Raw genomic sequence first — 24,833 nt, 5'->3', positions numbered from 1 at the left:
ATCATCACTTTGGGCAGCCGTCTGGCGATCTGTGCGACAGCGGTTATAATGTGCCGCCTAAATCACCGTTACCCATTTGTATAACAGATGTCTCCCGGTAACGGTGGTAAACTCAGTTATTCAGCCAATAACGGACAACACTGAAGGAAACGTCATGAGCCTGAACCAGGTACCGGCCGGAAAAAGCCTGCCCGAAGATATCTATGTAGTGATCGAAATTCCCCAGAACGCAGATCCGATTAAGTATGAAATCGACAAGGACACGGGCGCCGTCTTCGTCGACCGCTTTATGGCCACCCCCATGTTCTATCCTTGCAACTACGGCTATGTAAACCAGACCCTGTCCCTGGACGGCGACCCCGTGGATGTGCTGGTCCCTACTCCCCATCCCCTGGTGCCTGGCTCGGTGATCCGCTGCCGCCCCGTCGGCGTGCTGAAGATGACCGACGAGTCCGGTGAAGACGCCAAGGTGGTAGCCGTACCCCACAGCAAGCTGACCAAGGAATACGACCATATCCAGGACGTCAACGACCTGCCCGAACTGCTGAAGGCCCAGATCAAGCATTTCTTCGAGCGTTATAAAGAGCTGGAAGCCGGTAAATGGGTGAAGGTAGACGGCTGGGAAGACAAGGCCGCCGCCGAAGCCGAAATCCTGGCCTCTGTCGAGCGTTACCAGCAGGCCTAAGATCAGGCCCACAAATTGCGCAACAAAAAGAGCACCCCGGGTGCTCTTTTTGTGCTTATGATGCTGACAGATTAAAAACGGCGGGCCGGGCTCGCCGTCGTATCGGGTCAGGCTATCATGGTGGCCAGTATCCCGAGACTCGAGATATAACCGACGAAGAGAAGCAACCAGATCATTCTGGGCTTACTTTTGTGCATCCGGCGCTCCCGTTGTGAATTTGGTAGCCCATTTTAACACCAATGAAACATGATTAACAATTGGCATGCGGTCGAAAGAGTGCGGTTTTTCCTTTCCAGTTCCGTTCGCCCCCCGTGCTGGACGCCGCCAAGCCGCGACCGTAAAACCGCCGGACACATCATTCATATTCTTTGATGGAATAAAAAATCATCTTTTATTCTTTATTGTTTTCCGTTGACCTGGCTTAAGCTATCCGCTATCTGGAAAAGTGGAAGGCACAGTCATGCTTTTAAAGGAACTCGCGGCGGCAGCCAGCCCGCTCAACGAACAACAAGTACACAAGCTCACTCAGGTGGCTGCCGAACTGAGTGCCACCCAGCTGGCCTGGGTCAGCGGCTATTTTTACGGCATCAGTCAGCAGTCCCAGGGTGTGGCCGTGGCTCCGGCCGCCGCCGTCCAGCCCGCCGCCACGCTGACCATCCTCTATGCGTCCCAAACCGGCAACGCCAAGGGCGTGGCGGAAGCGCTCAAGGCGCAGGCCGATGCCGCCGGTATTCAGGCTGGGCTGTTCAATGTGGCCGACTTCAAGGTCAAGCAGCTGAAGAAAGAAACCCACCTGCTGATCGTCACCAGCACCAATGGCGAGGGCGAGCCGCCCGATGACGCCATCGAATTCCATAAGCAGCTGAAGGCCGGCAAGGTCGGCAAGCTCGATGGCCTGCATTATGCCGTGCTGGGGCTGGGGGATTCTTCCTATGAATTCTTCTGCCAGACGGCCAAGGACTTTGACGAATACCTGGCCAATGCGGGTGGCAAACGCCTGCTGGACCGGATCGATTGCGATGTGGATTACGACGCTGCGGCCGAGTCCTGGAGCAAGTCGGCCATCAGCCTGCTGGAAGATGCCCTCAAGGTCGAGCAAGCCGCCGCCAACGGCGCCGTGGTCAGCCTGCCCCAGACCGCCGGTGTCTATAGCAAGAAAAAACCTTATCAGGCCGAACTGATCACCAACCAGAAGATCACCGGCCGGGATTCAGACAAGGATATCCGCCATATCGAAATCTCCCTGGAGGGCTCCGGCCTGAGTTACCAGCCCGGCGATGCCCTGGGTGTCTGGTTCGATAACGATCCGGCCCTGGTGGACGCGCTGCTGGCCCAGGTAGGGGTGGCCGCCGATGCCAAGGTCAAGGTGGATGACGAGGTGCTGTCCATCCGCGAGGCACTGATCCGTCACTACGAGCTGACCCAGGGCTACGCCAGCTTCGTGCAGGCCTATGCCGAACTGTCCGGCGCCAAGAAATTGCTGAAGCTGGTGGAAGACAAGGCTGCGTTGCGCGAATACTGCGCCGAACATCAGATCCTGGATATCGCCCGGGAGAAGAAAACCAAGCTGACCGTCGAACAGCTGCAGGCCGCCCTGCGCCGCCTGACACCGCGGCTGTACTCCATCGCCTCTTCCCAGGCGGAAGTGGAAGAAGAAGTACACCTGACCCTGGGCGTGGTGCGTTTCGAACAGAAAGGCGAAGAACGCAGCGGCGGGGCCTCTTCCTTCCTGGCCGATCGGGTGGCCGAAGGCGGCCAGGTGCGGGTGTTTGTCGAGCACAACGACAACTTCCGCCTGCCGGCCAACGGCGACACCCCGGTGATCATGGTGGGCCCCGGCACCGGTATCGCGCCTTTCCGGGCCTTTATGCAAGAGCGGGAAGCCCAGGATGCGGCTGGTCAGAACTGGCTGTTTTTCGGCAACCCCCATTTCACCCAGGATTTCCTCTACCAGATCGAATGGCAGCGCTACGTCAAGTCCGGCCTGCTGAACAAGGTCTCCCTGGCCTTCAGCCGGGACCAGGCCGAGAAAGTCTACGTGCAGCACAAGCTGCGTGAGCAGGGCGCCGAAGTCTATGCCTGGCTGGAACAGGGCGCCCACTTCTATGTGTGCGGTGATGCCAACCAGATGGCCAAAGACGTGCACGAGGCCCTGATCGAGCTGGTGGCCGAGCATGGCGGCCAGAGCCGTGAACAGGCCGAAGAATATGTAGATGCGCTGCGCAGCGCCAAGCGTTACCAAAGGGATGTTTACTGATGAGCGAACAAAAACTGTCCGACAACGAGCGCCTCAAGCGCGAGAGCAACTTCCTGCGCGGCACCATAGAGCAGGATTTACAGGACCCGCTTACCGGCGGCTTTAACGGCGACAACTTCCAGATGATCCGCTTCCACGGCATGTATCAGCAGGACGACCGCGATATCCGCAACGAGCGCACCGCCCAGAAGCTGGAGCCCCTGCACAATGTGATGCTGCGCGCCCGCCTGCCCGGCGGCATCATCACCCCCAAGCAGTGGCTGGTGATCGACAAGTTTGCCGAAGAAAGCAGCATCTACGGCAGCATCCGGCTGACCACCCGCCAGACCTTCCAGTTCCACGGCGTGCTCAAACGCGATATCAAGCACATGCACCAGGTGCTGAACAGCACCGGCATCGACTCCATCGCTACCGCCGGCGACGTCAACCGCAACGTGCTGTGCACCAGCAATCCGGTCGAGTCCGAGCTGCATCAGGAGGCCTATGAGTGGGCCAAGAAAATCTCCGAGCACCTGCTGCCCAAGACCCGCGCCTATGTGGAGATCTGGCTGGACGGTGAACGACTGGACACCCCGGACGAAGAACCTATCCTGGGCCCCACCTATCTGCCGCGCAAGTTCAAGACCACTGTGGTGATCCCGCCGCAGAACGATGTCGATGTGCATGCCAACGACCTCAACTTCGTGGCCATTGCCGAAAACGGCAAGCTGGTGGGCTTCAACGTGCTGGTGGGCGGAGGCCTGGCCATGACCCATGGCGATACCGCCACCTATCCGCGCAAGGCCACCGATTTCGGTTTTATTCCCCTGTCCCACACCCTGGAGGTGGCCGCCGCCGTGGTCACCACCCAGCGGGATCTGGGCAACCGTTCCGAGCGCAAGAACGCCAAAACCAAATATACCCTGGAGCGGGTCGGTATCGAGGTGTTCAAGGCCGAGGTCGAGAAGCGCGCCGGCATCCAGTTTGCCGACAGCCGCCCCTATGAATTCACCGGCCGCGGCGATCGCTTCGGCTGGGTCAAGGGCATAGACGGCAAGCATCACCTGACCCTGTTTATCGAAAACGGCCGCATCCTGGACTTCCCCGGCAAGCCGCTGAAAACCGGTATGCAGGAAATCGCCAAGGTGCACAAGGGCGATTTCCGCCTGACCGCCAACCAGAACCTGATCATCGCCGGCGTCGCCACCAAGGACAAGCCCAAGATAGAGAAGCTGGCGCGCGCCCACGGCCTGCTCGAAGACAATGTCACCGAGCAGCGCAAGAGTTCCATGGCCTGTGTCGCCCTGCCCACCTGCCCGCTGGCGATGGCCGAGGCGGAGCGCATGCTGCCCGCCTTTGTCACCGACATCGAAGGACTGCTGGCCAAGCACAAGGTTGCCGACGACGCCATCATCTTCCGGGTCACCGGCTGCCCCAACGGCTGTGGCCGCGCCATGTTGGCCGAGATTGGCCTGGTCGGCAAGGCCCCCGGCCGTTACAACCTGCACCTGGGCGGCAACCGGGAAGGCACGCGCATCCCGCGCATGTACCGGGAAAACATCACCGATGCCCAGATCCTGCAGGAAATTGACGTGCTGATCGGCCGCTGGGCCGCCGAGCGTGAACCCGGTGAAGGCTTCGGTGATTTTGTTATCCGCGCCAAGGTGATTGCCCCGGTCGTGGATTCTGCGAGGGACTTCTATGCTAGCTACTATGACATCTAGTCTGCTGCCCAGCCTGGACGAGCTGAACAACTTGTCCCGGGCGGAACAACAAGAAGCATTGGCCCCCTTGAACCAACAGCTGGCGGCCATGACGGCCGCCGAGCGGGTGCGCTGGGCACTGGAGAACCTGGAAGGAGAGCCGGTGCTCTCCTCCAGCTTCGGTATCCAGGGAGCGCTGATGCTGCACCTGGTGACCCGGGAAAAGCCGAATATCCCGGTGATCCTCACCGACACCGGCTATCTGTTTCCGGAAACCTATCGATTCATCGATGAGTTGACCGAGCGGCTCGGGCTGAATCTCAAGGTCTATCGGGCGCAAACGTCTGCCGCCTGGCAGGAGGCCAGCTACGGCAAGCTGTGGGAGCAAGGGCTGGAAGGCATCACCCGTTACAACCGGCTGAACAAGGTCGAGCCGATGCAGCGCGCCCTGCGCGAGCTGAATGCCGGCACCTGGTTTTCCGGCCTGCGCCGCAGCCAGTCCGATAGCCGAGAGGGTCTGCAGGTGCTCGGGCTGCAAAACGGCCTGTTCAAGTTTCTGCCGGTGATCGACTGGAGCAACAAGGATGTACACTACTACCTGCAGGAACACGAACTGCCCTACCATCCCCTGTGGGAGCAGGGCTATGTCTCGGTAGGCGATGTGCATACCACCACCAAATGGGAGCCGGGCATGAGCGAAGCCGATACCCGCTTCCATGGCATGAAGCGTGAGTGCGGCCTGCATGAGCAGCAGGAACTGGACGGCAGCGGTATTTAAGCTGCCTCCCGCTACCTTACCGCCAACATAAACAGCCTTGGCCCCGGGCGCCGCTACGCCAGTAACCACCAATGGGATCCAGAGTGTGTCCCGATACCGTTCATGATTTCGTCGCCCTCCCAACAGGGCGCGACCACGGCAGCAGGCGCAACGCATAGTGGACCGCCTGCTAACACAGAGCCCGCCCTGTTGGGCCGCGACCCGCAGGGCTGAGGCTGTGCCGCTCCGTTGACGCGTGACTTACCGCTGATTTGGGCCCACCAAACTGCGCGGTGCGCGCCCTGCCTCGCAGCGGTACAGTGTCAGCGACATTAATGCACAGTAACGGGACACACCCTAACCTCTCTTCTTGATCTTCGGATTGCCGGCAGGAACTTGCGCGAGAGCCAGCAATGACTCAGCTGCGCCTGACGGGCTTAGATGCCTTTAAAATACCAAAAAAGAATAAAAAATTATTTTTTAGTATTTTGAGGGATAAGTGTTTCTGCCTATAGTCTAGTTATCTTATCAATCGGCGGGACCAGTCATGGCACATCTACCTCTTTTTATTAAAATAGAACAGCGCCCTTGCCTGGTGGTCGGGGGCGGTTCGGTGGCGGCCCGTAAAGTCAGGCTGCTGCTGGCCCGGGGAGCCCGAGTCACCCTGGTATCCCCCACCCTTGCCGATGAGCTGCAGGCCATTCAGGATCAGTTCACCTGGCTGGCCATGCCCTTTGCCGAAGCCCACCTGGATGGCCAATTCCTGGTGATCGCCGCCACCGACGACCTGGAAGTCAATGCCCGGGTCTATCAGCTGGCCAATCAGCGGGGCCTGCTGGTCAACAAGGCAGATGACAGCAAACGCTCCGCCGTGATTTTCCCCTCCATCGTCGAACGACCGCCGATACAGGTCGCCTTCAGCACCGGCGGTGGCGCCCCCTCGCTGGCCCGGCTGTTGCGCGCCCGCCTGGATGCCCTGCTGCCCAGGCACCTCGGCGAACTGGCCACCCTCTCGGGCCGCCTGCGACAGGCGGTAAAACAGTGCTTTGCCGACAGTGAGCAGCGGCGTCGGTTCTGGGCCCGGACCCAGGACGATCAGACCCTGAATGCCCTGCTGAAACAGGGCAACCTGGCCGCCGCCGAAATCTGGCTACAGCAGGAGATGCAGGCGCCGCAGACCGGTGAAGTCATACTGGTGGGCGCGGGTCCGGGAGACCCCGATTTACTGACCATCAAGGCATTGAACGAGCTGCAAAAAGCCGATGTGGTCTTGTTTGACCAGCTGGTCTCCGACGACATCCTGGCGCTGATCCGCCCCGAAGCGGAGCGGATTTCCGTGGGCAAGAAGGCCGGCCATCACAGTGTGCCCCAGGAGCAAATCAACGATTTGCTGGTTAAGCATGCCAGTGCCGGCAAACGGGTGGTACGCCTGAAGGGCGGCGATCCCTTCATGTTCGGCCGCGGCGCCGAAGAGCTGCAAACCCTGCGCGAGGCCGGCATCCGCTATCAGGTGGTGCCCGGTATTACCGCCGCCGCCGGGGCCACCGCCTATGCGGGCATCCCCCTGACCCACAGGGATCATGCCCAAAGCGCGGTGTTTATCACCGGCCACTGCAAGAAGGACGGCATCGAACCGGACTGGACCTCGCTAGCGGCCGGTAACCAGACCCTGGTGATCTACATGGGGCTGATGCGTTCGGCGCATATCCAACAACGGCTGGTTGAACATGGCCGAGCCGGGGATACCCCCATCGCCCTGATCGAACGCGGCACCACCCAGGCCCAGCGGGTGGTACGCGGACGCCTGGAGCAGCTGGCCGAGCTGGCCACCCGGGTGGAAAGCCCGGCGCTGATCGTGATCGGTGAAGTGACGACCCTGGCTGACTCCCTCGCCTGGTTCAAGAGCGCAGACATCCCGCCGGCAGCAGGGCACTGCGCCTGACACCCATCACATTAGACAATCGATTTATATCAACCCCGGACAAGGGTCCGTCCCTCCAACCCGCCGTAAATACATCCTTGTAGGCTCAGCCGCGCCATCCGTGGCGCGGCTCCCTTTGTCCTCACGAATGCTCCGGTGTTGCCTGTTGGCGCAGTCTGCGGACAGCTCGGTGTTCAAGAAGAGGCAACAGAGAACGCCTTTCACGACCGTGACCATGCCGGGGACGGGTCCGAGCCTTTACGGCGTGTCGTGAGAGGTGGCTGTGTTGCCTCTGGTGGCTGAATCCAAATGCTAATCAAACCCTTACTGGAATTGGTATTAATGAAATTGGGATGAGCATTCCACCTTAGATGTCTGACACACAATAAAAAAGGGCCCCCTTGCGGGAGCCCTTGTCTTATCAGCGAGTCGAGATATTACTTATTCTTCATTGCTACCGGCAGCGTTGAGCAGGTCGGCCAGACTTTGCTCGGCTTCATCCGCCGAAATCTGTACCGGCTGCTCCGGCTGACGTTTGGCCTGACGGCCCTGATGGTAGGCGAAACCGGTACCGGCAGGTACCAGACGGCCCACGATCACGTTCTCTTTCAAGCCACGCAGATCGTCTACCTTACCGGAAACGGCGGCTTCGGTCAGTACGCGGGTGGTTTCCTGGAAAGACGCCGCAGAGATAAAGGACTCGGTGCTCAAGGAAGCCTTGGTAATACCCATCAGCACGTGACGGTAGCTGATCGGGCGCTTGCCCTCGGCTTCCAGTACACGGTTGGCCTGACGGATACGTACCACTTCACCCTGTTCGCCATTGATAAAGTCGGAATCACCGGCATCCAGGATCTCGGCACGACGCAGCATCTGACGCACTATGGTCTCGATGTGCTTGTCGTTGATCTTAACACCCTGCAGGCGGTAAACCTCCTGCACCTCGTTGGCGATATAGTTCGCCACCGGGCTGATGCCACGCAGGCGCAGGATATCGTGGGGAGACTCCGGGCCATCGGCCAGGACTTCACCCTTCTCAACCTTTTCACCTTCGAACACGTTCAAGTGACGCCATTTGGGGATCATCTCTTCGTAGGCGTCGCCGCCTTCGATCGGGGTGATCACCAGGCGACGCTTGCCTTTGGTCTCTTTACCGAAGGAAATGGTACCCGAGATCTCGGCCAGTATGGCCGGTTCTTTCGGTTGACGGGCTTCGAACAAGTCGGCAACCCGCGGCAGACCACCGGTGATGTCCTTGGTACCGCCGGATTCCTGCGGGATACGCGCCAGGGCGTCACCCACGTTGAGCTGGGCGCCATCTTCCAGGCTGACGATCGCACGACCGGGCAGGAAGTACAGGGCGGCCAGGTCGGTACCCGGGATAAAGACGTCTTTACCGGCTTCATCCACCAGTTTCACGGTCGGACGCAGCTCTTTACCGGCGCTCGGACGTTCGTTGACATCCATCACCACTATGCTGGACAAACCGGTCAGCTCGTCGGTCTGACGGCTGATGGTCACGCCGTCGATCATATCGATAAACTTGATACGACCGGCTACCTCGGTAACGATCGGGTGGGTATGCGGATCCCAGTTGGCCACAACTTGGCCGGCCTGCACGGTTTCGCCGTCGGCTTTTTCCAGCAGGGCGCCGTAGGGCAGCTTGTGGTTCTCACGGGTCTGACCCATCTCGTCGATAATGGTCAACTCGGAAGAACGCGACACGATCACCGTCTTGCCGTCGCTGTTGGTAACATACTTGGCGTTCTGCAGCTTGACGGTACCGGCGTTTTTCACCTGGATACTGTTTTCCGCCGCCGCCCGCGATGCCGCACCACCGATGTGGAAGGTACGCATGGTGAGCTGGGTACCCGGCTCACCGATGGACTGGGCGGCGATAACACCGACCGCTTCGCCCTGGTTGACCAGGTGGCCACGGGCCAGATCACGGCCGTAACAGTGAGCGCAGACACCATGGTCGTTGTCACAGGTGATAACGGAGCGCACCTTGACCCGGTCGACGGAGTTGGCCTCCAGCTCGTCACACCACTTCTCATCGAGCAGGGTGTTACGGGCAACCAGTATCTCCTCTTCGGTACCGGGGCGCACCACGTCTTCGGCGACCACCCGGCCCAGCACCCGCTCGCGCAGAGGCTCGACCACGTCACCGCCTTCGATCAGCGGGGTCATCCACAAGCCTTCATGGGTACCGCAGTCGTCGGAGGTGATCACCAAATCCTGGGCCACGTCGACCAGACGACGGGTCAGGTAACCGGAGTTCGCCGTCTTCAGTGCCGTATCCGCCAGACCCTTACGGGCACCGTGGGTCGAGATGAAGTACTGCAGTACGTTCAGACCTTCGCGGAAGTTGGCGATGATCGGCGTTTCGATGATGGAGCCGTCCGGCTTCGCCATCAGGCCACGCATCCCCGCCAGCTGACGGATCTGGGCGGCACTACCCCGGGCGCCGGAATCGGCCATCATAAAGATGCTGTTGAAAGAGGATTGCAGCTCTTCCTCGCCGTCGCGGTTGATAACGGTGTCTTTCGACAGGTTATCCATCATCGCCTTGGACACCCGCTCGTTGGCGCTGGCCCAGATATCGATAACCTTGTTGTAGCGCTCGCCGGCGGTCACCAGACCAGACTGGAACTGTTCCTGAATCTCGGTGACTTCCGCTTCGGCTTCACTGATGATGTCTTTCTTGGCATCCGGGATCACCATGTCGTTGATGCCCACGGACACCCCAGACAGGGTGGCGTAATGGAAACCGGTGTACATCAGCTGGTCGGCGAAGATAACCGAATCTTTCAGACCCAGACGACGGTAACAACCGTTCAGCAGCTTGGAGATCTGCTTCTTACCCATCGCTTGATCGATCATCTCGAAGGGCAGCCCCTTGGGTACGATCAACGACAGGATGGCACGGCCGATAGTGGTATCGCGAATGGCGGTTTTTTCCACCACGCTGCCGTCTTCCATTTTCTCGAAGTCGGTGATCCGCACCTTGACCCGGGCATGCAGCTCGGCATGACCCGCACGATAGACCTTCTCGGCCTCTTTCGCGCTGGTCAGCAACATGCCTTCACCCTTGCCGTTGATCTTGTCCCGGGTCATGTAATACAGACCCAGTACCACGTCCTGGGACGGAACTATGATGGGTTCGCCGTTGGCCGGTGACAGTATGTTGTTGGTGGACATCATCAGTGCACGGGCTTCGAGCTGGGCTTCCAGGGTCAACGGTACGTGTACCGCCATCTGGTCACCGTCGAAGTCGGCGTTATAGGCCGCACACACCAGGGGGTGCAGCTGGATCGCCTTGCCTTCGATCAGTACCGGCTCGAACGCCTGGATGCCCAGACGGTGCAGGGTCGGTGCCCGGTTCAGCAGTACCGGATGCTCGCGGATCACGTCATCCAGGATATCCCAGACCACGGCTTCTTCCCGCTCGACCATCTTCTTCGCGGCCTTGATGGTGGTCGCCAGGCCACGGGCTTCCAGCTTGCCGTAGATGAAGGGCTTGAACAGCTCGAGCGCCATCTTCTTGGGCAGGCCGCACTGATGCAGACGCAGGGTCGGGCCCACGGTAATAACGGAACGACCGGAATAGTCGACCCGCTTACCCAGCAGGTTCTGACGAAAGCGACCCTGTTTACCCTTGATCATATCGGCCAGGGATTTCAGCGGACGCTTGTTGGAACCGGTGATGGCCCGGCCACGACGGCCGTTGTCCAGCAGGGCGTCAACGGATTCCTGTAGCATGCGCTTCTCGTTGCGCACGATGATGTCGGGCGCGGCCAGATCCAGCAGACGCTTGAGGCGGTTGTTACGGTTGATCACCCGGCGATACAGATCGTTCAGATCGGAAGTCGCGAAGCGGCCGCCGTCCAGAGGTACCAACGGACGCAGATCCGGCGGCAACACGGGCAGCACCGTCATCACCATCCACTCGGGCTTGTTGCCGGAGAAATGGAAGGCTTCCATCAGCTTGAGGCGCTTGGTGATCTTCTTGCGCTTGGTTTCGGAGTTGGTCTGATCCAGCTCCTCACGCATGGTCTTGATTTCATTTTCCAGCTCGATGGCACGCAGCAGAGACAGTACCGCCTCGGCGCCCATCTTGGCGTCAAACTCGTCACCCCACTCTTCGAGCGCATCCAGATATTGCTCTTCTGAGAGCATCTGGCTGCGTTCCAGGTTGGTCATCCCCGGCTCGATCACCACGTAGGATTCGAAGTACAGCACCCGCTCGATATCGCGCAGGGTCATGTCCATCAGCAAGCCGATGCGGCTCGGCAGGGATTTCAAAAACCAGATATGGGCAACCGGGCTGGCCAGCTCGATGTGGCCCATGCGCTCACGGCGCACCTTGGTCTGGGTAACTTCAACGCCGCATTTCTCACAGATCACACCGCGATGCTTGAGGCGCTTGTATTTACCGCACAGACACTCATAGTCCTTGACCGGTCCGAAGATCCGGGCACAGAAAAGGCCGTCACGCTCCGGCTTGAAGGTACGGTAGTTGATGGTCTCAGGCTTTTTGACTTCGCCATAGGACCAAGAGCGGATCATGTCCGGGGAAGCCAGACCGATTTTGATACCGTCAAACTCTTCAGTCTTACTCTGCGCTTTCAAAAACTTAAGCAAGTCTTTCACGTTAGTCTCCTGTCAGGAGTTCTACCTGGGCGCCCCGAAGGGCGCCGTAATTTCGAGGCAGTCTCTCGCCTTAATTTTCTTCCAGCTCGATGTTGATACCGAGGGAGCGGATTTCCTTCAACAGTACGTTGAAGGACTCGGGCATGCCCGGCTCCATCCGGTGATCGCCGTCCACGATGTTTTTGTACATCTTGGTCCGGCCGTTCACATCGTCCGACTTGACGGTCAGCATTTCCTGCAGGGTATAGGCGGCACCGTATGCTTCCAGTGCCCACACTTCCATTTCCCCGAAACGCTGACCACCGAACTGGGCTTTACCGCCCAGCGGCTGCTGGGTAACCAGGCTGTAGGAACCGGTAGAACGGGCATGCATCTTGTCGTCCACCAGGTGGTTCAACTTCAGCATGTACATATAACCCACGGTGACCGGACGCTCGAAGGCATTGCCGGTACGACCGTCGAACAGGGTGATCTGGCCGGATTCGGGCAGATCGGCCAGGCTCAGCAGGCGCTTGATCTCACGCTCGCGGGCACCGTCAAACGCCGGTGTGGCGATCGGCAAACCCTTGCGCAGGTTTTCGGCCAACACCTTAACTTCCGCATCAGAGAAGCTGGCGATATCCACCTTCTGCTGTACGCCATCCCCCAGGTCATAGACTTCCTGGAGAAACTCGCGCAGTCGGGCCAGTTCCTGCTGTTCCTTGATCATGCGATCGATCTTCTCGCCGATACCCCGGGCAGCCAAGCCCATATGTGTTTCGAGGATCTGACCGATGTTCATCCGCGAGGGTACCCCCAGCGGGTTGAGCACGATATCGACCGGACGGCCATGCTCGTCATGAGGCATGTCTTCGATCGGAACTATAGTGGATACCACACCCTTGTTACCGTGACGGCCGGCCATCTTGTCGCCGGGCTGAATGCGACGCTTCACGGCCAGGTAAACCTTGACGATCTTCAGCACACCCGGTGCCAGATCATCGCCCTGGGTGATCTTGCGACGCTTGTTCTCGAACTTCTTATCGAAGTCGGCTTTCAGCTCGGCATACTGCTCGGCGATCTGTTCCAGTTCGATCTGTTTGCCTTCATCGTCCAGGGCCTGCTCCAGCAATTTGGCGCGGGCTATCTTGTCGACTTTCTCGGCACTCATACCGGCGGCGATCAGTACCGAGCGGGCGCGGGCATAGATGCCGTCCTCGAGGATGCTGAATTCTTCGGTCAGGTCTTTCTTGGCCTGCTTCAGCTGCATCTGCTCGATATCCTGGGCGCGCTTGTCTTTTTCCACGCCATCGCGGGTAAAGACCTGCACGTCGATCACGGTGCCGTACACGGAGTTGGGTACCCGCAGCGAAGAGTCCTTCACGTCGGAAGCCTTCTCACCGAAGATGGCGCGCAGCAGCTTCTCTTCCGGGGTCAGCTGGGTTTCACCCTTGGGTGTTACCTTGCCCACCAGGATATCGCCAGGCTTGACCTCGGCACCCACATAAACGATACCGGACTCGTCCAGCTTGCTCAGGGCGGCCTCACCCACGTTGGGGATGTCGGCGGTGATCTCTTCCGGACCCAGTTTGGTGTCACGGGAGATGCTGGACAGCTCCTGGATATGGATGGAGGTCAGGCGATCTTCCTGCACCACCCGCTCACTCAGCAGGATGGAGTCTTCGAAGTTGTAGCCGTTCCAGGGCATGAAGGCGACACGCAGGTTCTGGCCCAGGGCCAGTTCACCCAGATCGGTCGACGGACCGTCGGCCAGTACGTCACCGCCCATCACCCGCTCGCCCGGCATCACACAGGGACGCTGGTTGATACAGGTGTTCTGGTTGGAACGGGTGTATTTGGTCAGGTTGTAGATGTCGATACCGGCTTCGCCCGGCAGCATCTCGTCTTCGTTGACCTTGACCACGATACGGGAGGCATCCACATAGTCGACCACACCGCCACGCTTGGCGACCGAGGTCACCCCGGAGTCCACCGCCACGGCACGTTCGATACCGGTTCCCACCAGCGGCTTGTCGGCGCGCAGGGTCGGTACCGCCTGACGTTGCATGTTCGAGCCCATCAAGGCCCGGTTGGCGTCATCGTGCTCCAGGAAGGGGATCAACGAGGCTGCAACCGATACGATCTGCTGCGGGCTCACATCCATGTACTGGATCTGGTCCGCATTCATGTAAGTGGCTTCACCCTTGTGACGACAAGGTACCAGATCTTCCAGCAGGCGACCGTCTTCATCGGTAGCCGCGTTGGCCTGGGCGATCACGAAGTGACCTTCCTCAATGGCCGACAGGTAGTCCACCTCATCGGTGATCTGGCTGTCCACCACCTTACGATACGGGGTCTCGAGGAAACCGTATTCATTGGTGCGCGAGTAACAGGCCAGCGAGTTGATCAGACCGATGTTCGGACCTTCAGGGGTCTCGATCGGGCACAGACGACCATAGTGGGTCGGGTGTACGTCGCGCACCTCGAAGCCGGCGCGTTCACGGGTCAGACCGCCCGGGCCCAGGGCCGAGATACGGCGCTTATGGGTCACTTCCGACAGCGGGTTGTTCTGATCCATAAACTGGGACAGCTGGCTGGAACCGAAGAATTCCTTGACGGCGGCAGAAATCGGCTTGGCATTGATCAGGTCCTGAGGCATCAGGGTATCCAGATCGCCCAGCGACAACCGTTCTTTCACCGCCCGCTCGACCCGCACCAGGCCGACCCTGAACTGGTTCTCGGCCATTTCGCCGACGGAGCGGATACGACGGTTGCCCAGGTGGTCGATATCGTCCACTTCGTCATTGCCGTTACGGATGGCGATCAGCTGCTTCATCACGTCGACGACGTCTGACTTGGTCAGGGTGCCGGAACCGTTCGAATCATCGCGCAGCAGGCGGCGGTTGAATTTCATCCGACCTACGGTGGACAGATCATACCGGTCTTCGGAGAAGAACAGGTTCTCGAACAGGGTCTCGGCCGCATCACGGGTAGGCGGCTCGCCCGGACGCATCATGCGATAGATTTCGACCAAGGCCTCGAGTCGGCTGGTGGCGGAATCTACACGCAGGGTCTCGGACATATAGGCGCCGTGATCCAGTTCATTGGTAAACAGGGTTTCGAACCGCTTGAAGCCGGCCACAGACAGGTTGGCCAGGTTTTCCAGGCTCAACTCGCTGTTGGCGGCCACGATCACTTCGCCGGTATCGGCGTTGATATAATCCTTGGCCGACACCTTGCCGACGGCATATTCCACCGGCACTTCGATCTGCTCGACGCCGGCCTTTTCCAGCTGGCGGATATGGCGGGCGGTGATACGACGACCGGTTTCCACCACGGTTTCACCGTCGACGACGATATCGAACGAGGCGGTGTCGCCACGCAGGCGCTCGGGCTTGAGCTCCATCATCAACTTGCCATCGATCACTTCGAACTTGGTGGTCTCGAAGAAGGTGGCCAGGATGTCTTCGGTGGTGAAGTCGAGCGCGCGCAGGATAATGGATGCGGGCAACTTACGACGACGGTCGATACGGACAAACAGGTTGTCTTTCGCATCGAATTCAAAATCGAGCCAGGAACCACGGTAGGGGATCACCCGGGCGTTATAGAGCACCTTCCCGGAGGAATGGGTCTTGCCACGGTCATGATCGAAAAACACACCCGGGCTGCGGTGCAGCTGGGAAACAATTACCCGCTCGGTACCATTGATGACAAAGGTGCCGTTTTCAGTCATGAGCGGGATTTCGCCCATGTAGACTTCTTGCTCTTTGATGTCCTTGACAGTGCCGGCCGCGGCTTCTCTGTCATACAACACCATGCGCAACTTGACGCGCAGGGGCGCCGAGTAAGTCACACCACGGATTTGACATTCCTGTACGTCAAACACGGGCTCACCCAGGCGATAGCTGACATACTGCAACTCGGCAGAGCCAGAATAGCTGGTGATAGGGAAAACGCTACGGAAAGCCGCTTCCAGACCGTACTCGCCTTGCGGATCTGCATCAATAAACTGTTTGAAGGAGTCAAGCTGGATTGACAGCAGGTAAGGCGTGTCCAAGACCTGGTCACGCTTACCGAAGTCCTTACGAATGCGTTTTTTCTCTGTGTAAGAGTAAACCATAGGGTTCCTCAGCTCGCTGATAAGTGACCCACTCTGTCCAAATGGGACAGCTCTAAAACACCGTTTTTTGTCAGACCGGGTCTCTCGACAAAACCCGATGGCTGGTACAACAAGGGGATCAAACGGTGTGAAAATTCCCCTCATCCCACAGCGCAAAAGGGCCGGTGAATGAAGATTCACCAGCCCTAGCCCGATTGCTCAGGCCGCTAAGCTATAGTCTAGCTTATTTGAGCTCAACAGAAGCACCGGCTTCTTCGAGTTCTTTCTTCAGTGCTTCGGCTTCGCCTTTGCTCAGCTGCTCTTTAACAGCGGCAGGAGCGGACTCAACCAGGCCCTTGGCTTCTTTCAGGCCCAGACCGGTAGCGCCACGGACGGCTTTGATAACGGCAACTTTGTTGGCGCCAGCAGCAGTCAGGATAACGTCAAATTCGGTCTGCTCTTCGGCAGCAACAGCAGCTTCACCGGCAACGGCAACGGCAGCAGCGGCAGAAACGCCGAACTTCTCTTCCATTGCTTCGATCAGTTCAACAACTTGCATTACAGACATTTCTGCAACGGCTTCAATGATTTGGTCTTTAGTGATAGACATGACTCAAATTCCTAATGTTCTGAAGTATTCGGTAATCAAGCAGCCAGAAACAGCTTAGGCGGCTTCGGCTTCTTTCTTGTCGCGCAGGGCAGCGATGGTACGCACCAGCTTGCCAGCGGAGGCTTCTTTCATAGTCGCCATCAGCTTCGCAATCGCTTCGTCGTAAGTCGGCAGTTTTGCGAGACGGTCAATATCGGCTGCGGGGATGAACTCGCCCTCATATGCCAGACCTTTCACCTCAAACGCTTTCTGCTCTTTGGCAAAATCCTTGAACAGACGGGCAGCTGCGCCCGGGTGCTCGTTGGAAAACGCGATTAAGGTAGGACCAACAAACACCTCTTTCAGGCATTCGTAGTTGGTCTCTTCCACTGCCAGGCGAGCTAGGGTGTTACGGACTACCTTGAGGTAGATACCGTTTTCACGGGCTTGCTTACGCAGGGTGGTCATGGCAGCTACAGTCACGCCGCGAGAATCGGCAACAACTGCAGACAGGGCGCCCTTGGCAGCTTCGTTGACTTCAGCAACAATTGCTTTTTTGTCGTCGAGTCTTAATGCCATTGGCTAAACTCCTGGATTCCACCTGGGTTATACCCAGATTAAACACACGCCCCTTTATCGGGGGCACCAAGGTGGCAGATTCCAGAAGAAAGGAAATCTTTCTAACTGGGTCCCGGCACCATCTACGCTGGAAAATTAAGACGTTAAAGTCTCCAGCGGTCTTGGACGGGAGTCGAAGCCCCCAACCAAATTACAAGGCGCAAAATTCTAAGAGAAATCCCGCGCCTTGTAAATGCTTAATTAAGCAACATCCAGGCTAGCTTGCTCGATAGTCACGCCGGCGCCCATGGTGGTGGACAGGCTGACTTTCTTGATGTACTGGCCTTTGGAGGAGGCCGGCTTGGCGCGCTTCAGCGCAGCCAGCAGAGACTCCAGGTTGCCTTTCAGCTTATCTGCGTCGAAATCAACCTTACCGATGGTGGTGTGGATGATACCGTTCTTGTCGTTACGGTAGCGCACCTGACCGGCCTTGGCGTTCTGAACGGCTTCGGCAACGTTCGGGGTCACGGTGCCCACTTTCGGGTTCGGCATCAGGCCGCGCGGGCCCAGGATCTGGCCCAGCTGGCCGACAACACGCATGGCATCGGGAGAGGCGATAACGACGTCGAAGTTCATTTCGCCTTTCTTGACCAGGTCGGCCAGGTCGTCCATGCCGACCAGTTCGGCACCGGCAGCCTTAGCGGCTTCGGCATTAGCGCCCTGAGCGAACACGGCAACGCGCACGTCACGACCGGTGCCGTGCGGCAGCACGGTGGCGCCACGCACGTTCTGGTCGGATTTACGTGCATCGATGCCCAGGTTAACGGCAACGTCGATGCTCTCTACGAATTTAGCGGTCGCCAGCTCTTTCAGCAGGGCAACGGCTTCGTTGATTTGGTACTCTTGTGATGCGTTAACGCGCTCACGGATGGTACGCATGCGTTTGGTCAGTTTAGCCATCGTCTTAGCCCTCCACTACCAGGCCCATGGACCGGGCAGTACCTTCGATACAACGAACACGGGCGTCCAGATCGGCACCGGTCATGTCCTGCAATTTCACAGTTGCGATTTCTTCCAACTGAGCGCGGGTAACGGTACCCACCTTCTCTTTGTTGGGTTTACCGGAACCGGACTTGATGCCAGCCGCTTTACGCAGCAGGAAGGCCGCAGGCGGAGTCTTGGTTTCGAAGGTGAAGGAGCGGTCACTGTAGACGGTGATGATAACCGGAGTCGGTGAACCTTTTTCCAGGCTTTCTGTACGGGCGTTGAACGCCTTACAGAATTCCATGATGTTAACGCCGTGCTGACCCAGGGCAGGACCAACGGGAGGACTCGGGTTAGCTGCACCGGCCGCAACCTGCAGCTTGATGTAGGCTTGTACTTTCTTAGCCATTGAAAAATACCTCGTGAACGGGTGATAGCGCCTCGGAGTCTTGCTCCTTATCGGCTCCCCAAAGTTAAAAGGGCGGCAAATTGTAGTGATTTTTGCCGCCCCTCGCAAGAGATGATGAGTGAAATTCGCTCAGCTTTTTTCTACTTGTCCAAACTCCAGCTCGACCGGGGTGGAACGGCCGAAGATCAGCACGGATACCTTGACCCGGCTCTTTTCGTAGTCGACTTCTTCCACCACGCCGTTGAAGTCGGCGAAGGGACCATCGGAGACCCGCACCACTTCACCCGGTTCGAACAGGGTCTTGGGTTTCGGCTTGTCCACCGCATCCTGCAGGCGATTGAGGATGGCATCGGCTTCCTTGTCGGAAATGGGGGCCGGACGGTCGGAGGTTCCGCCGATAAAGCCCATTACCCGGGGAATGCTGCGTACCAGGTGCCAGGTATCGTCGTTCATCAGCATCTGCACCAGCACATAGCCGGGGAAAAATTTGCGTTCGCTCTTACGTTTCTGTCCGGCGCGCATTTCCACCACCTCTTCGGTGGGGACCAGCACTTCACCAAACTGATCTTCCATGCCGTGCATCTTGATATGCTCGCGCAGGGACTTGGCTACGCGGGACTCATAACCGGAAAACGCCTGGACCACATACCAACGCATTCTTTGTTCAGACATGGTTTATCCTTATACTCCAGTAACCAGATTGACCAGCCATACCAGCAGGCCATCCAGCAAAAACAGGAACAGGCCCACCAGCGCGGTGACGGCCAGTACGATCAAGGTAGTCTGAATAGCTTCCTGTCGGGTCGGCCAGACCACCTTGCGCATTTCCATGCGGGACTCACGGGCAAAGGCGAATGAGCTCTTGCCTTTTTGGGTTTGATAGGCCAGGAAGCCCGCGATGGCGACCGCCACCACTACCCCAGCGGCACGGATAAAGACGGCGAGATCACTATAAAGATAATTGGCTACCACGGCTGCGACCAGAATAATGAAGACCAGCCCCCACAGCAGGGTGTCTTTAGCCCCGCCCTGGCTCTCGGTGTTTGCACTCATAAGCTACCTGTTTAAAAACTTGAGTCTGTCACAGACACAAAAGCCCCGCTATTGGCGAGGTGGATGGCAGGGGCGGAGGGACTCGAACCCCCAACCGTCGGTTTTGGAGACCGCCGTTCTACCAATTGGAACTACGCCCCTAATACAAGAAAGCCCCTATTATAGGGGCTTTCCGATGCGATTGTAAGCGCAATTACTCGATGATTTTGGCTACCACGCCAGCACCAACGGTACGGCCACCTTCACGAATGGCGAAGCGCAGGCCTTCTTCCATCGCGATAGGAGCAATAAGGTTGACGACCATCTTGATGTTGTCGCCAGGCATAACCATCTCAACGCCTTCCGGCAGTTCGATGGTACCGGTCACGTCAGTGGTACGGAAGTAGAACTGGGGACGGTAGCCTTTGAAGAACGGAGTATGACGGCCGCCTTCTTCTTTGGACAGTACGTATACTTCGGATTCGAAACCGGTGTGCGGGGTGATGGAGCCCGGCTTGGCCAGTACCTGACCACGCTCAACGTCTTCGCGCTTGGTGCCACGCAGCAGCACGCCTACGTTCTCACCGGCACGACCTTCGTCCAGCAGCTTGCGGAACATTTCAACACCGGTACAGGTGGTCTTGACAGTATCCTTGATACCCACGATGGCCACTTCTTCACCCACCTTGACGATACCGCGCTCAACACGACCGGTAACAACGGTACCGCGGCCCTGGATGGAGAACACGTCTTCGATCGGCAGCAGGAAGGCGCCGTCGATGGCACGCTCAGGCTCGGGGATGTAGGAATCCAGGGCGGCAGCCAGTTCCAGGATCTTCGGTTCCCACTCGGGGTCGCCTTCCAGGCCTTTCAGCGCGGAACCCTGGATAACAGGGATGTCGTCGCCCGGGAAGTCGTACTCGGACAGCAGTTCGCGCACTTCCATCTCAACCAGCTCGAGCAGCTCTTCATCGTCAACCATGTCGCACTTGTTCATGAACACAACGATGTAAGGTACGCCTACCTGGCGGGCCAGCAGGATGTGCTCACGCGTTTGCGGCATAGGGCCGTCGGTGGCGGCAACAACCAGGATGGCGCCATCCATCTGGGCAGCACCGGTGATCATGTTTTTCACATAGTCGGCGTGGCCGGGGCAGTCAACGTGAGCGTAGTGACGGGTTGCGGTGTCATACTCAACGTGAGAAGCGGCGATGGTGATACCACGGGCCTTTTCTTCAGGGGCGTTGTCGATCTGATCGAAAGCGCGAGCGGCGCCACCAAACTGCTTAGCCAGGACGTTGGTGATGGCAGCGGTCAGTGTCGTTTTACCGTGGTCAACGTGGCCGATGGTACCAACGTTAACGTGCGGTTTATTACGTTCAAATTTTTCTTTAGACATGCTCGTCCCTCTAACTGGTTTGGTGGTGAGCTATACCACGCGAATCGCAAGTAGGAAGTATATAACAAAAAAGGCTTGAGGGTGTCGGGGTAAAGAAGTGGTGCTGATACCCAGATTCGAACTGGGGACCTCACCCTTACCAAGGGTGCGCTCTACCAACTGAGCCATATCAGCATCTGGAGCGGGCAGCGGGAATCGAACCCGCATCATCAGCTTGGAAGGCTGAGGTAATAGCCATTATACGATGCCCGCAAAACTCTTTACTTTAAACAACCGTCAAACCGCTTTATTTCAGACCGCTTTAATCAGCGCTCTGCAAATTTGGTGGAGGGAGCTGGATTCGAACCAGCGAAGGCTGAGCCGTCAGATTTACAGTCTGATCCCTTTGGCCACTCGGGAACCCCTCCAAATTTTTATGGTGCCGGCAGAAGGAGTCGAACCCTCGACCTACTGATTACAAGTCAGTTGCTCTACCAACTGAGCTATGCCGGCACAAGAGCGAGGCGAATTCTAGGGCAAGGGATTAGGTGGATGCAATACCTTTGATGCAAGTTTTTCATCCCGCCCGCCCTGTTCGAGCAAAAAACACTCAGCGACGGATATCCTGAGTGCCTCTTCGACTTCCCTGCCCTGGCTCGGGAACACATCGCCGTTGCTGTATCCGTCAATATACAAAAATTCATTAACGCGCCGGCCGCCTTGCCTTGTTCATCATTCAACCATGGTGTATCGTCCCCGGGCTAATACAGGACTCGCCCATGAAGATAGATAACAACTCCCCCTATCTGGCCTTTTCCCGTGAAACCTGGTCAGAGCTGCGTGATGCGGTGCAATTGCCATTAACGGAAATTGAGCTCGAACGCCTGCAGGGCATGAACGATAAAGTATCACTGGATGAAGTCAGGGACATTTATCTGCCCCTGTCCCGCCTGCTGAATCTCTATATCAAGGCCAAGCAAAGGCGCAACAGGGTATTGGATCAATTCCTGGGCAAGGCTCCCCATCATGTCCCCTACGTGATCAGCATCGCCGGCTCTGTGGCCGTGGGCAAGAGCACCACGGCGCGTATCCTGCAGGCCTTGCTCGAACGCTGGCCACAGCACCCCAAGGTCGCCCTGGTGACCACGGACGGCTTCCTCTACCCCAATCAGGTACTGGAGCAACGCGGGCTGATGCAGAAGAAGGGTTTCCCCCAGTCCTATGATATTCGCCGCCTGGTCCAGTTTGTGTCCGAGATAAAATCCGGCAAGCCCAGGGTGACGGCCCCCGTCTATTCCCACCTGGTCTACGACATAATCCCGGACCGGGAAACCGTGGTGGAACAGCCGGATATCGTCATTATCGAAGGGCTGAACGTGCTGCAGAGCGGCATGGATTATCCTCATGAGCCCCACCGGGTATTCGTCTCTGATTTTGTTGACTTTTCTATCTTCGTGGATGCGGACGAACGGCTGCTGAAAACCTGGTATGTGGAGCGTTTCCTCAAGCTGCGCTCCGGGGCCTTTACCAACCCCGATTCTTACTTCAAGCACTACGCCCTGCTGACCGAGGAAGAAGCGGTGACGGTCGCCAGCCGCATCTGGCAGGAAATCAACTACAAGAATCTGAAGCAGAATATTTTGCCGACAAAGGACAGGGCCGAACTGATCCTGACCAAGGGCAGGGCTCATGGGGTAGAGCAGATCTGGCTGAAGAAATAATCAGCCGCCGCGTAGCGAGATCTCCCCGCCCAAGAAACTCCTGACACCGGCCGTCGTTTCCAGGCGCAGACCACCCTGCTCATCGATGCCCCGGGCAATACCGTGAATTTCCTGCTCACCCATCAATACCCGCACCGGTTTGCCGTTAAAATAGTCCAGCCGGTTCCACGGCTCCCGAAAGCTCGCTATGCCGTTGGCTTCAAAACGGCTCAGATAGTCCTGTAAATAACGGACCAGGGTCACCACCAGACGGTTGCGGTCGGTCACCGGGGCCAGTTCGGTCAGCTCGGCCCAGGGCTGATCGATACGTTGCTGTTGCTCTCGGGGCAGCACCAGGTTAAGCCCCATGCCGATCACCAGATGGCAGGGACCGCCGGCGGTACCGGACATTTCCACCAGTATGCCCGCCAGTTTGCGCCCGTTCAGATAAAGGTCATTGGGCCACTTCAGCTGCACACCGGCAAAGCCTTCCGCCTCCAGGGCCTCGACCACGGCGATGCCCACCACCAGGCTCAGCCCCATGGCCGCCGCCATGCCCTGATCCATACGCCAATACATGCTCATGATCAGCTGGCCGCCGAAGGGAGATATCCAAGTGCGTCCCCGCCGTCCCCGACCGGCGGTCTGGCATTCGGCCAGACAGACATCCCCCTTGCTCAGTCGAACTATGGATTCCAGCCAATACTGGTTGGTGGAGCCGATTACCGGCACTACTTCCACCTGCGCCGGGACCAGTGCTTGAGCCAGCCGGTCGGGATCCAGCAACTGTAAAGGCACCGCCAGCCGATAGCCCCTGCCGCTGACGCTGTAGATATCCAGCCCCAGCGCCTTCAATGCCTGTATGTGCTTGCTGACCGCGGCCCGGCTGATGGCAAGCCGCTCGCCCAACTGCTCCCCGGAATGGAACTGGCCATCGGCCAGCTGCTTGAGCAGGGCCTCCCGCAGCGGGGTCAGGACAGACATGACAGCACCTCATCCAGGTTGGTTTCCCCCTCGTCGTTCAAGATGCGCACTTCCGGCTCCAGACGCACGCCAAACTGCTGTGCGACCCGGCTACGCACCAGATCGGCCAGGCGGATCAACTGCTCGGCGGTGGCGCCGCCATGGTTGACCAGCACCAGCGCCTGCTGGCTGTGTACACCAGCCCCACCCACCCGGGTGCCTTTCAGGCCGGCCTTGTCGATCAGCCAGCCGGCGGCCAGCTTGGCCTGACCAGGCCCGGCCGGGAACACCGGCATCCCGGGCCAGGCGGCCTGCAAGGCTTGCGCCTGGGCCAGGTTGACCTTGGGATTCTTGAAAAAGCTGCCGGCATTACCTAGCACCCTGGGGTCGGGCAACTTGGAGCGACGAGTCGCACATACCTGCTCGAAAATATGCCGGGGCTCGGCCTGTTCACCCAGCTGTGCGAGCGGGCCATAGTCGGTGCGGGGCTGCCAAGCCTTAGGCAGCCGCAGGGTCACGCTCAGGATCAGATGATGTTTGGCCTGGTGTTTGAACACGCTGTCCCGGTAACCGAAGGCACAATCGGCGGCGGACCAGAGCACGGTTTCGCCAGTGTGCCAATCGAGGCTTTCCACCTGTTCGCAGTACTGGGCCAGCTCGACGCCATAGGCGCCTATGTTCTGGATCGGCGAGGCACCGACGGTGCCGGGGATCAACGCCAGGTTTTCCAGCCCGGGCATCTCCTGCTCCAGGGTCCAGCACACCAGCTGATGCCAGATTTCCCCCCCTTCAACCTTCAACAGCCAGGCATCGGCCGCTTCCGTCACCGCTATGCCCTTGAGCCGATTGACCAGCACCAGACCGTGGAAGGGCGCGGTAAACAACAGGTTGGAGCCCTCCCCCACGATCAACAAGGGCTCATCCTGTCGCGCTTGCCACAGGCTGAGTAATTGTTCCCTCTGCTCCACCACCACCAGCCTGTCGGCGGTTTGGGTCAGACCAAAGGTATTGTAGGGGGCAAGGGATGCCTGAGTGAGCAGCATGATGGAATATCCTGAATAGACGCCGCGTCAGTGTACCCCAAGTGCCGGGCCGGGTTAAGCCATCCCGTGGCAACCGCCCCTTCCTGAAGCACGTATTTTTGCTGCGGTGAAAAAGTGATTTGTCGGCAGGGGCGAACGGACCAC

At 58.5% G+C, this 24,833-nt stretch carries 17 protein-coding genes and 5 tRNA genes; 6 read left to right on the top strand and 16 right to left on the bottom strand.

The window, feature by feature from the left end:
* The first annotated feature begins 154 nt into the window (after positions 1 to 154).
* From ppa to cysG, 5 genes are all read left to right on the top strand, one after another.
* The gene (ppa, locus tag ABD806_RS17200) at positions 155 to 685 is read left to right on the top strand and encodes an inorganic diphosphatase (RefSeq protein ID WP_344960043.1); all 531 of its coding nucleotides are present in this window, start codon (positions 155 to 157) and stop codon (positions 683 to 685) included.
* A 460-nt stretch (positions 686 to 1,145) separates the two neighbouring features.
* Positions 1,146 to 2,942, top strand: a complete 1,797-nt coding sequence (locus tag ABD806_RS17195; RefSeq protein WP_344960042.1) for an assimilatory sulfite reductase (NADPH) flavoprotein subunit — start codon at positions 1,146 to 1,148, stop codon at positions 2,940 to 2,942.
* Entirely contained in the window at positions 2,942 to 4,645 is a 1,704-nt protein-coding gene (gene cysI, locus ABD806_RS17190; RefSeq protein WP_344960040.1) for an assimilatory sulfite reductase (NADPH) hemoprotein subunit, read from the top strand. The genes ABD806_RS17195 and cysI overlap by 1 nt, the downstream gene beginning before the upstream one ends.
* The gene (locus ABD806_RS17185) at positions 4,635 to 5,402 is read left to right on the top strand and encodes a phosphoadenylyl-sulfate reductase (protein ID WP_344960038.1); all 768 of its coding nucleotides are present in this window, start codon (positions 4,635 to 4,637) and stop codon (positions 5,400 to 5,402) included. Before cysI ends, ABD806_RS17185 begins: the two co-directional genes overlap by 11 nt.
* 526 nt (positions 5,403 to 5,928) lie before the next feature.
* The gene (gene cysG, locus ABD806_RS17180) at positions 5,929 to 7,323 is read left to right on the top strand and encodes a siroheme synthase CysG (protein ID WP_344960037.1); all 1,395 of its coding nucleotides are present in this window, start codon (positions 5,929 to 5,931) and stop codon (positions 7,321 to 7,323) included.
* Between the two features lie 420 nt (positions 7,324 to 7,743).
* On the opposite strand, the gene rpoC is transcribed toward cysG, so the two are convergent.
* The 14 genes from rpoC to ABD806_RS17110 form a co-directional block, all read right to left on the bottom strand.
* Complete coding sequence (gene rpoC, locus ABD806_RS17175; RefSeq protein ID WP_344960036.1) at positions 7,744 to 11,955, bottom strand: DNA-directed RNA polymerase subunit beta'; 4,212 nt, start codon at positions 11,953 to 11,955, stop codon at positions 7,744 to 7,746.
* A 70-nt stretch (positions 11,956 to 12,025) separates the two neighbouring features.
* Positions 12,026 to 16,054 (bottom strand): DNA-directed RNA polymerase subunit beta, encoded by a 4,029-nt coding sequence (gene rpoB, locus ABD806_RS17170; protein ID WP_344960034.1) that lies wholly within the window; start codon positions 16,052 to 16,054, stop codon positions 12,026 to 12,028.
* A 223-nt stretch (positions 16,055 to 16,277) separates the two neighbouring features.
* Complete coding sequence (rplL, locus tag ABD806_RS17165) at positions 16,278 to 16,643, bottom strand: 50S ribosomal protein L7/L12 (RefSeq protein ID WP_344960032.1); 366 nt, start codon at positions 16,641 to 16,643, stop codon at positions 16,278 to 16,280.
* Positions 16,644 to 16,697: 54 nt separating this feature from the next.
* A complete protein-coding gene (gene rplJ / locus ABD806_RS17160) occupies positions 16,698 to 17,201 on the bottom strand; it encodes a 50S ribosomal protein L10 (RefSeq protein WP_116475732.1) in 504 nt (167 codons plus the stop codon).
* A 240-nt stretch (positions 17,202 to 17,441) separates the two neighbouring features.
* Positions 17,442 to 18,140 carry a 50S ribosomal protein L1 gene (gene rplA, locus ABD806_RS17155; RefSeq protein WP_344960031.1) on the bottom strand — a complete coding sequence of 233 codons (699 nt, stop codon included), beginning with the start codon at positions 18,138 to 18,140 and terminating at the stop codon, positions 17,442 to 17,444.
* A gap of 4 nt (positions 18,141 to 18,144) precedes the next feature.
* Positions 18,145 to 18,573: a 50S ribosomal protein L11 gene (gene rplK, locus ABD806_RS17150; protein ID WP_344960030.1), complete on the bottom strand. Its 429-nt coding sequence runs from the start codon at positions 18,571 to 18,573 to the stop codon at positions 18,145 to 18,147.
* 129 nt (positions 18,574 to 18,702) lie between these two features.
* Entirely contained in the window at positions 18,703 to 19,245 is a 543-nt protein-coding gene (gene nusG / locus ABD806_RS17145) for a transcription termination/antitermination protein NusG (RefSeq protein ID WP_116475735.1), read from the bottom strand.
* 9 nt (positions 19,246 to 19,254) lie between these two features.
* Positions 19,255 to 19,626: a preprotein translocase subunit SecE gene (gene secE, locus ABD806_RS17140; RefSeq protein ID WP_344960029.1), complete on the bottom strand. Its 372-nt coding sequence runs from the start codon at positions 19,624 to 19,626 to the stop codon at positions 19,255 to 19,257.
* A 64-nt stretch (positions 19,627 to 19,690) separates the two neighbouring features.
* Positions 19,691 to 19,767 (bottom strand) — tRNA-Trp (locus tag ABD806_RS17135).
* A 52-nt stretch (positions 19,768 to 19,819) separates the two neighbouring features.
* The gene (gene tuf, locus ABD806_RS17130; RefSeq protein WP_344960028.1) at positions 19,820 to 21,004 is read right to left on the bottom strand and encodes an elongation factor Tu; all 1,185 of its coding nucleotides are present in this window, start codon (positions 21,002 to 21,004) and stop codon (positions 19,820 to 19,822) included.
* Positions 21,005 to 21,102: 98 nt separating this feature from the next.
* Positions 21,103 to 21,178 (bottom strand) — tRNA-Thr (locus tag ABD806_RS17125).
* Between the two features lie 3 nt (positions 21,179 to 21,181).
* Positions 21,182 to 21,256 (bottom strand) — tRNA-Gly (locus ABD806_RS17120).
* A gap of 70 nt (positions 21,257 to 21,326) precedes the next feature.
* Positions 21,327 to 21,411 (bottom strand) — tRNA-Tyr (locus tag ABD806_RS17115).
* Positions 21,412 to 21,420: 9 nt separating this feature from the next.
* Positions 21,421 to 21,496 (bottom strand) — tRNA-Thr (locus tag ABD806_RS17110).
* Between the two features lie 266 nt (positions 21,497 to 21,762).
* On the opposite strand from ABD806_RS17110, the gene coaA reads away from it, so the two are divergent.
* Positions 21,763 to 22,704 (top strand): type I pantothenate kinase, encoded by a 942-nt coding sequence (coaA, locus tag ABD806_RS17105; protein WP_344960027.1) that lies wholly within the window; start codon positions 21,763 to 21,765, stop codon positions 22,702 to 22,704.
* Here the strand turns inward: coaA and birA are convergent, their stop codons facing one another.
* Together birA and murB are read right to left on the bottom strand one after the other, a co-directional pair.
* Positions 22,705 to 23,667: a bifunctional biotin--[acetyl-CoA-carboxylase] ligase/biotin operon repressor BirA gene (gene birA, locus ABD806_RS17100; RefSeq protein ID WP_344960026.1), complete on the bottom strand. Its 963-nt coding sequence runs from the start codon at positions 23,665 to 23,667 to the stop codon at positions 22,705 to 22,707.
* Complete coding sequence (gene murB, locus ABD806_RS17095) at positions 23,655 to 24,692, bottom strand: UDP-N-acetylmuramate dehydrogenase (RefSeq protein ID WP_425583175.1); 1,038 nt, start codon at positions 24,690 to 24,692, stop codon at positions 23,655 to 23,657. The genes birA and murB overlap by 13 nt, the downstream gene beginning before the upstream one ends.
* Positions 24,693 to 24,833: the final 141 nt, after the last annotated feature.

The sequence above is a fragment of the Zobellella aerophila genome (genome assembly GCF_039539325.1).
GTDB classification, from domain to species: Bacteria; Pseudomonadota; Gammaproteobacteria; order Enterobacterales; family Aeromonadaceae; genus Oceanimonas; species Oceanimonas aerophila.
This window is presented reverse-complemented; position numbering and strand designations above follow the sequence as displayed.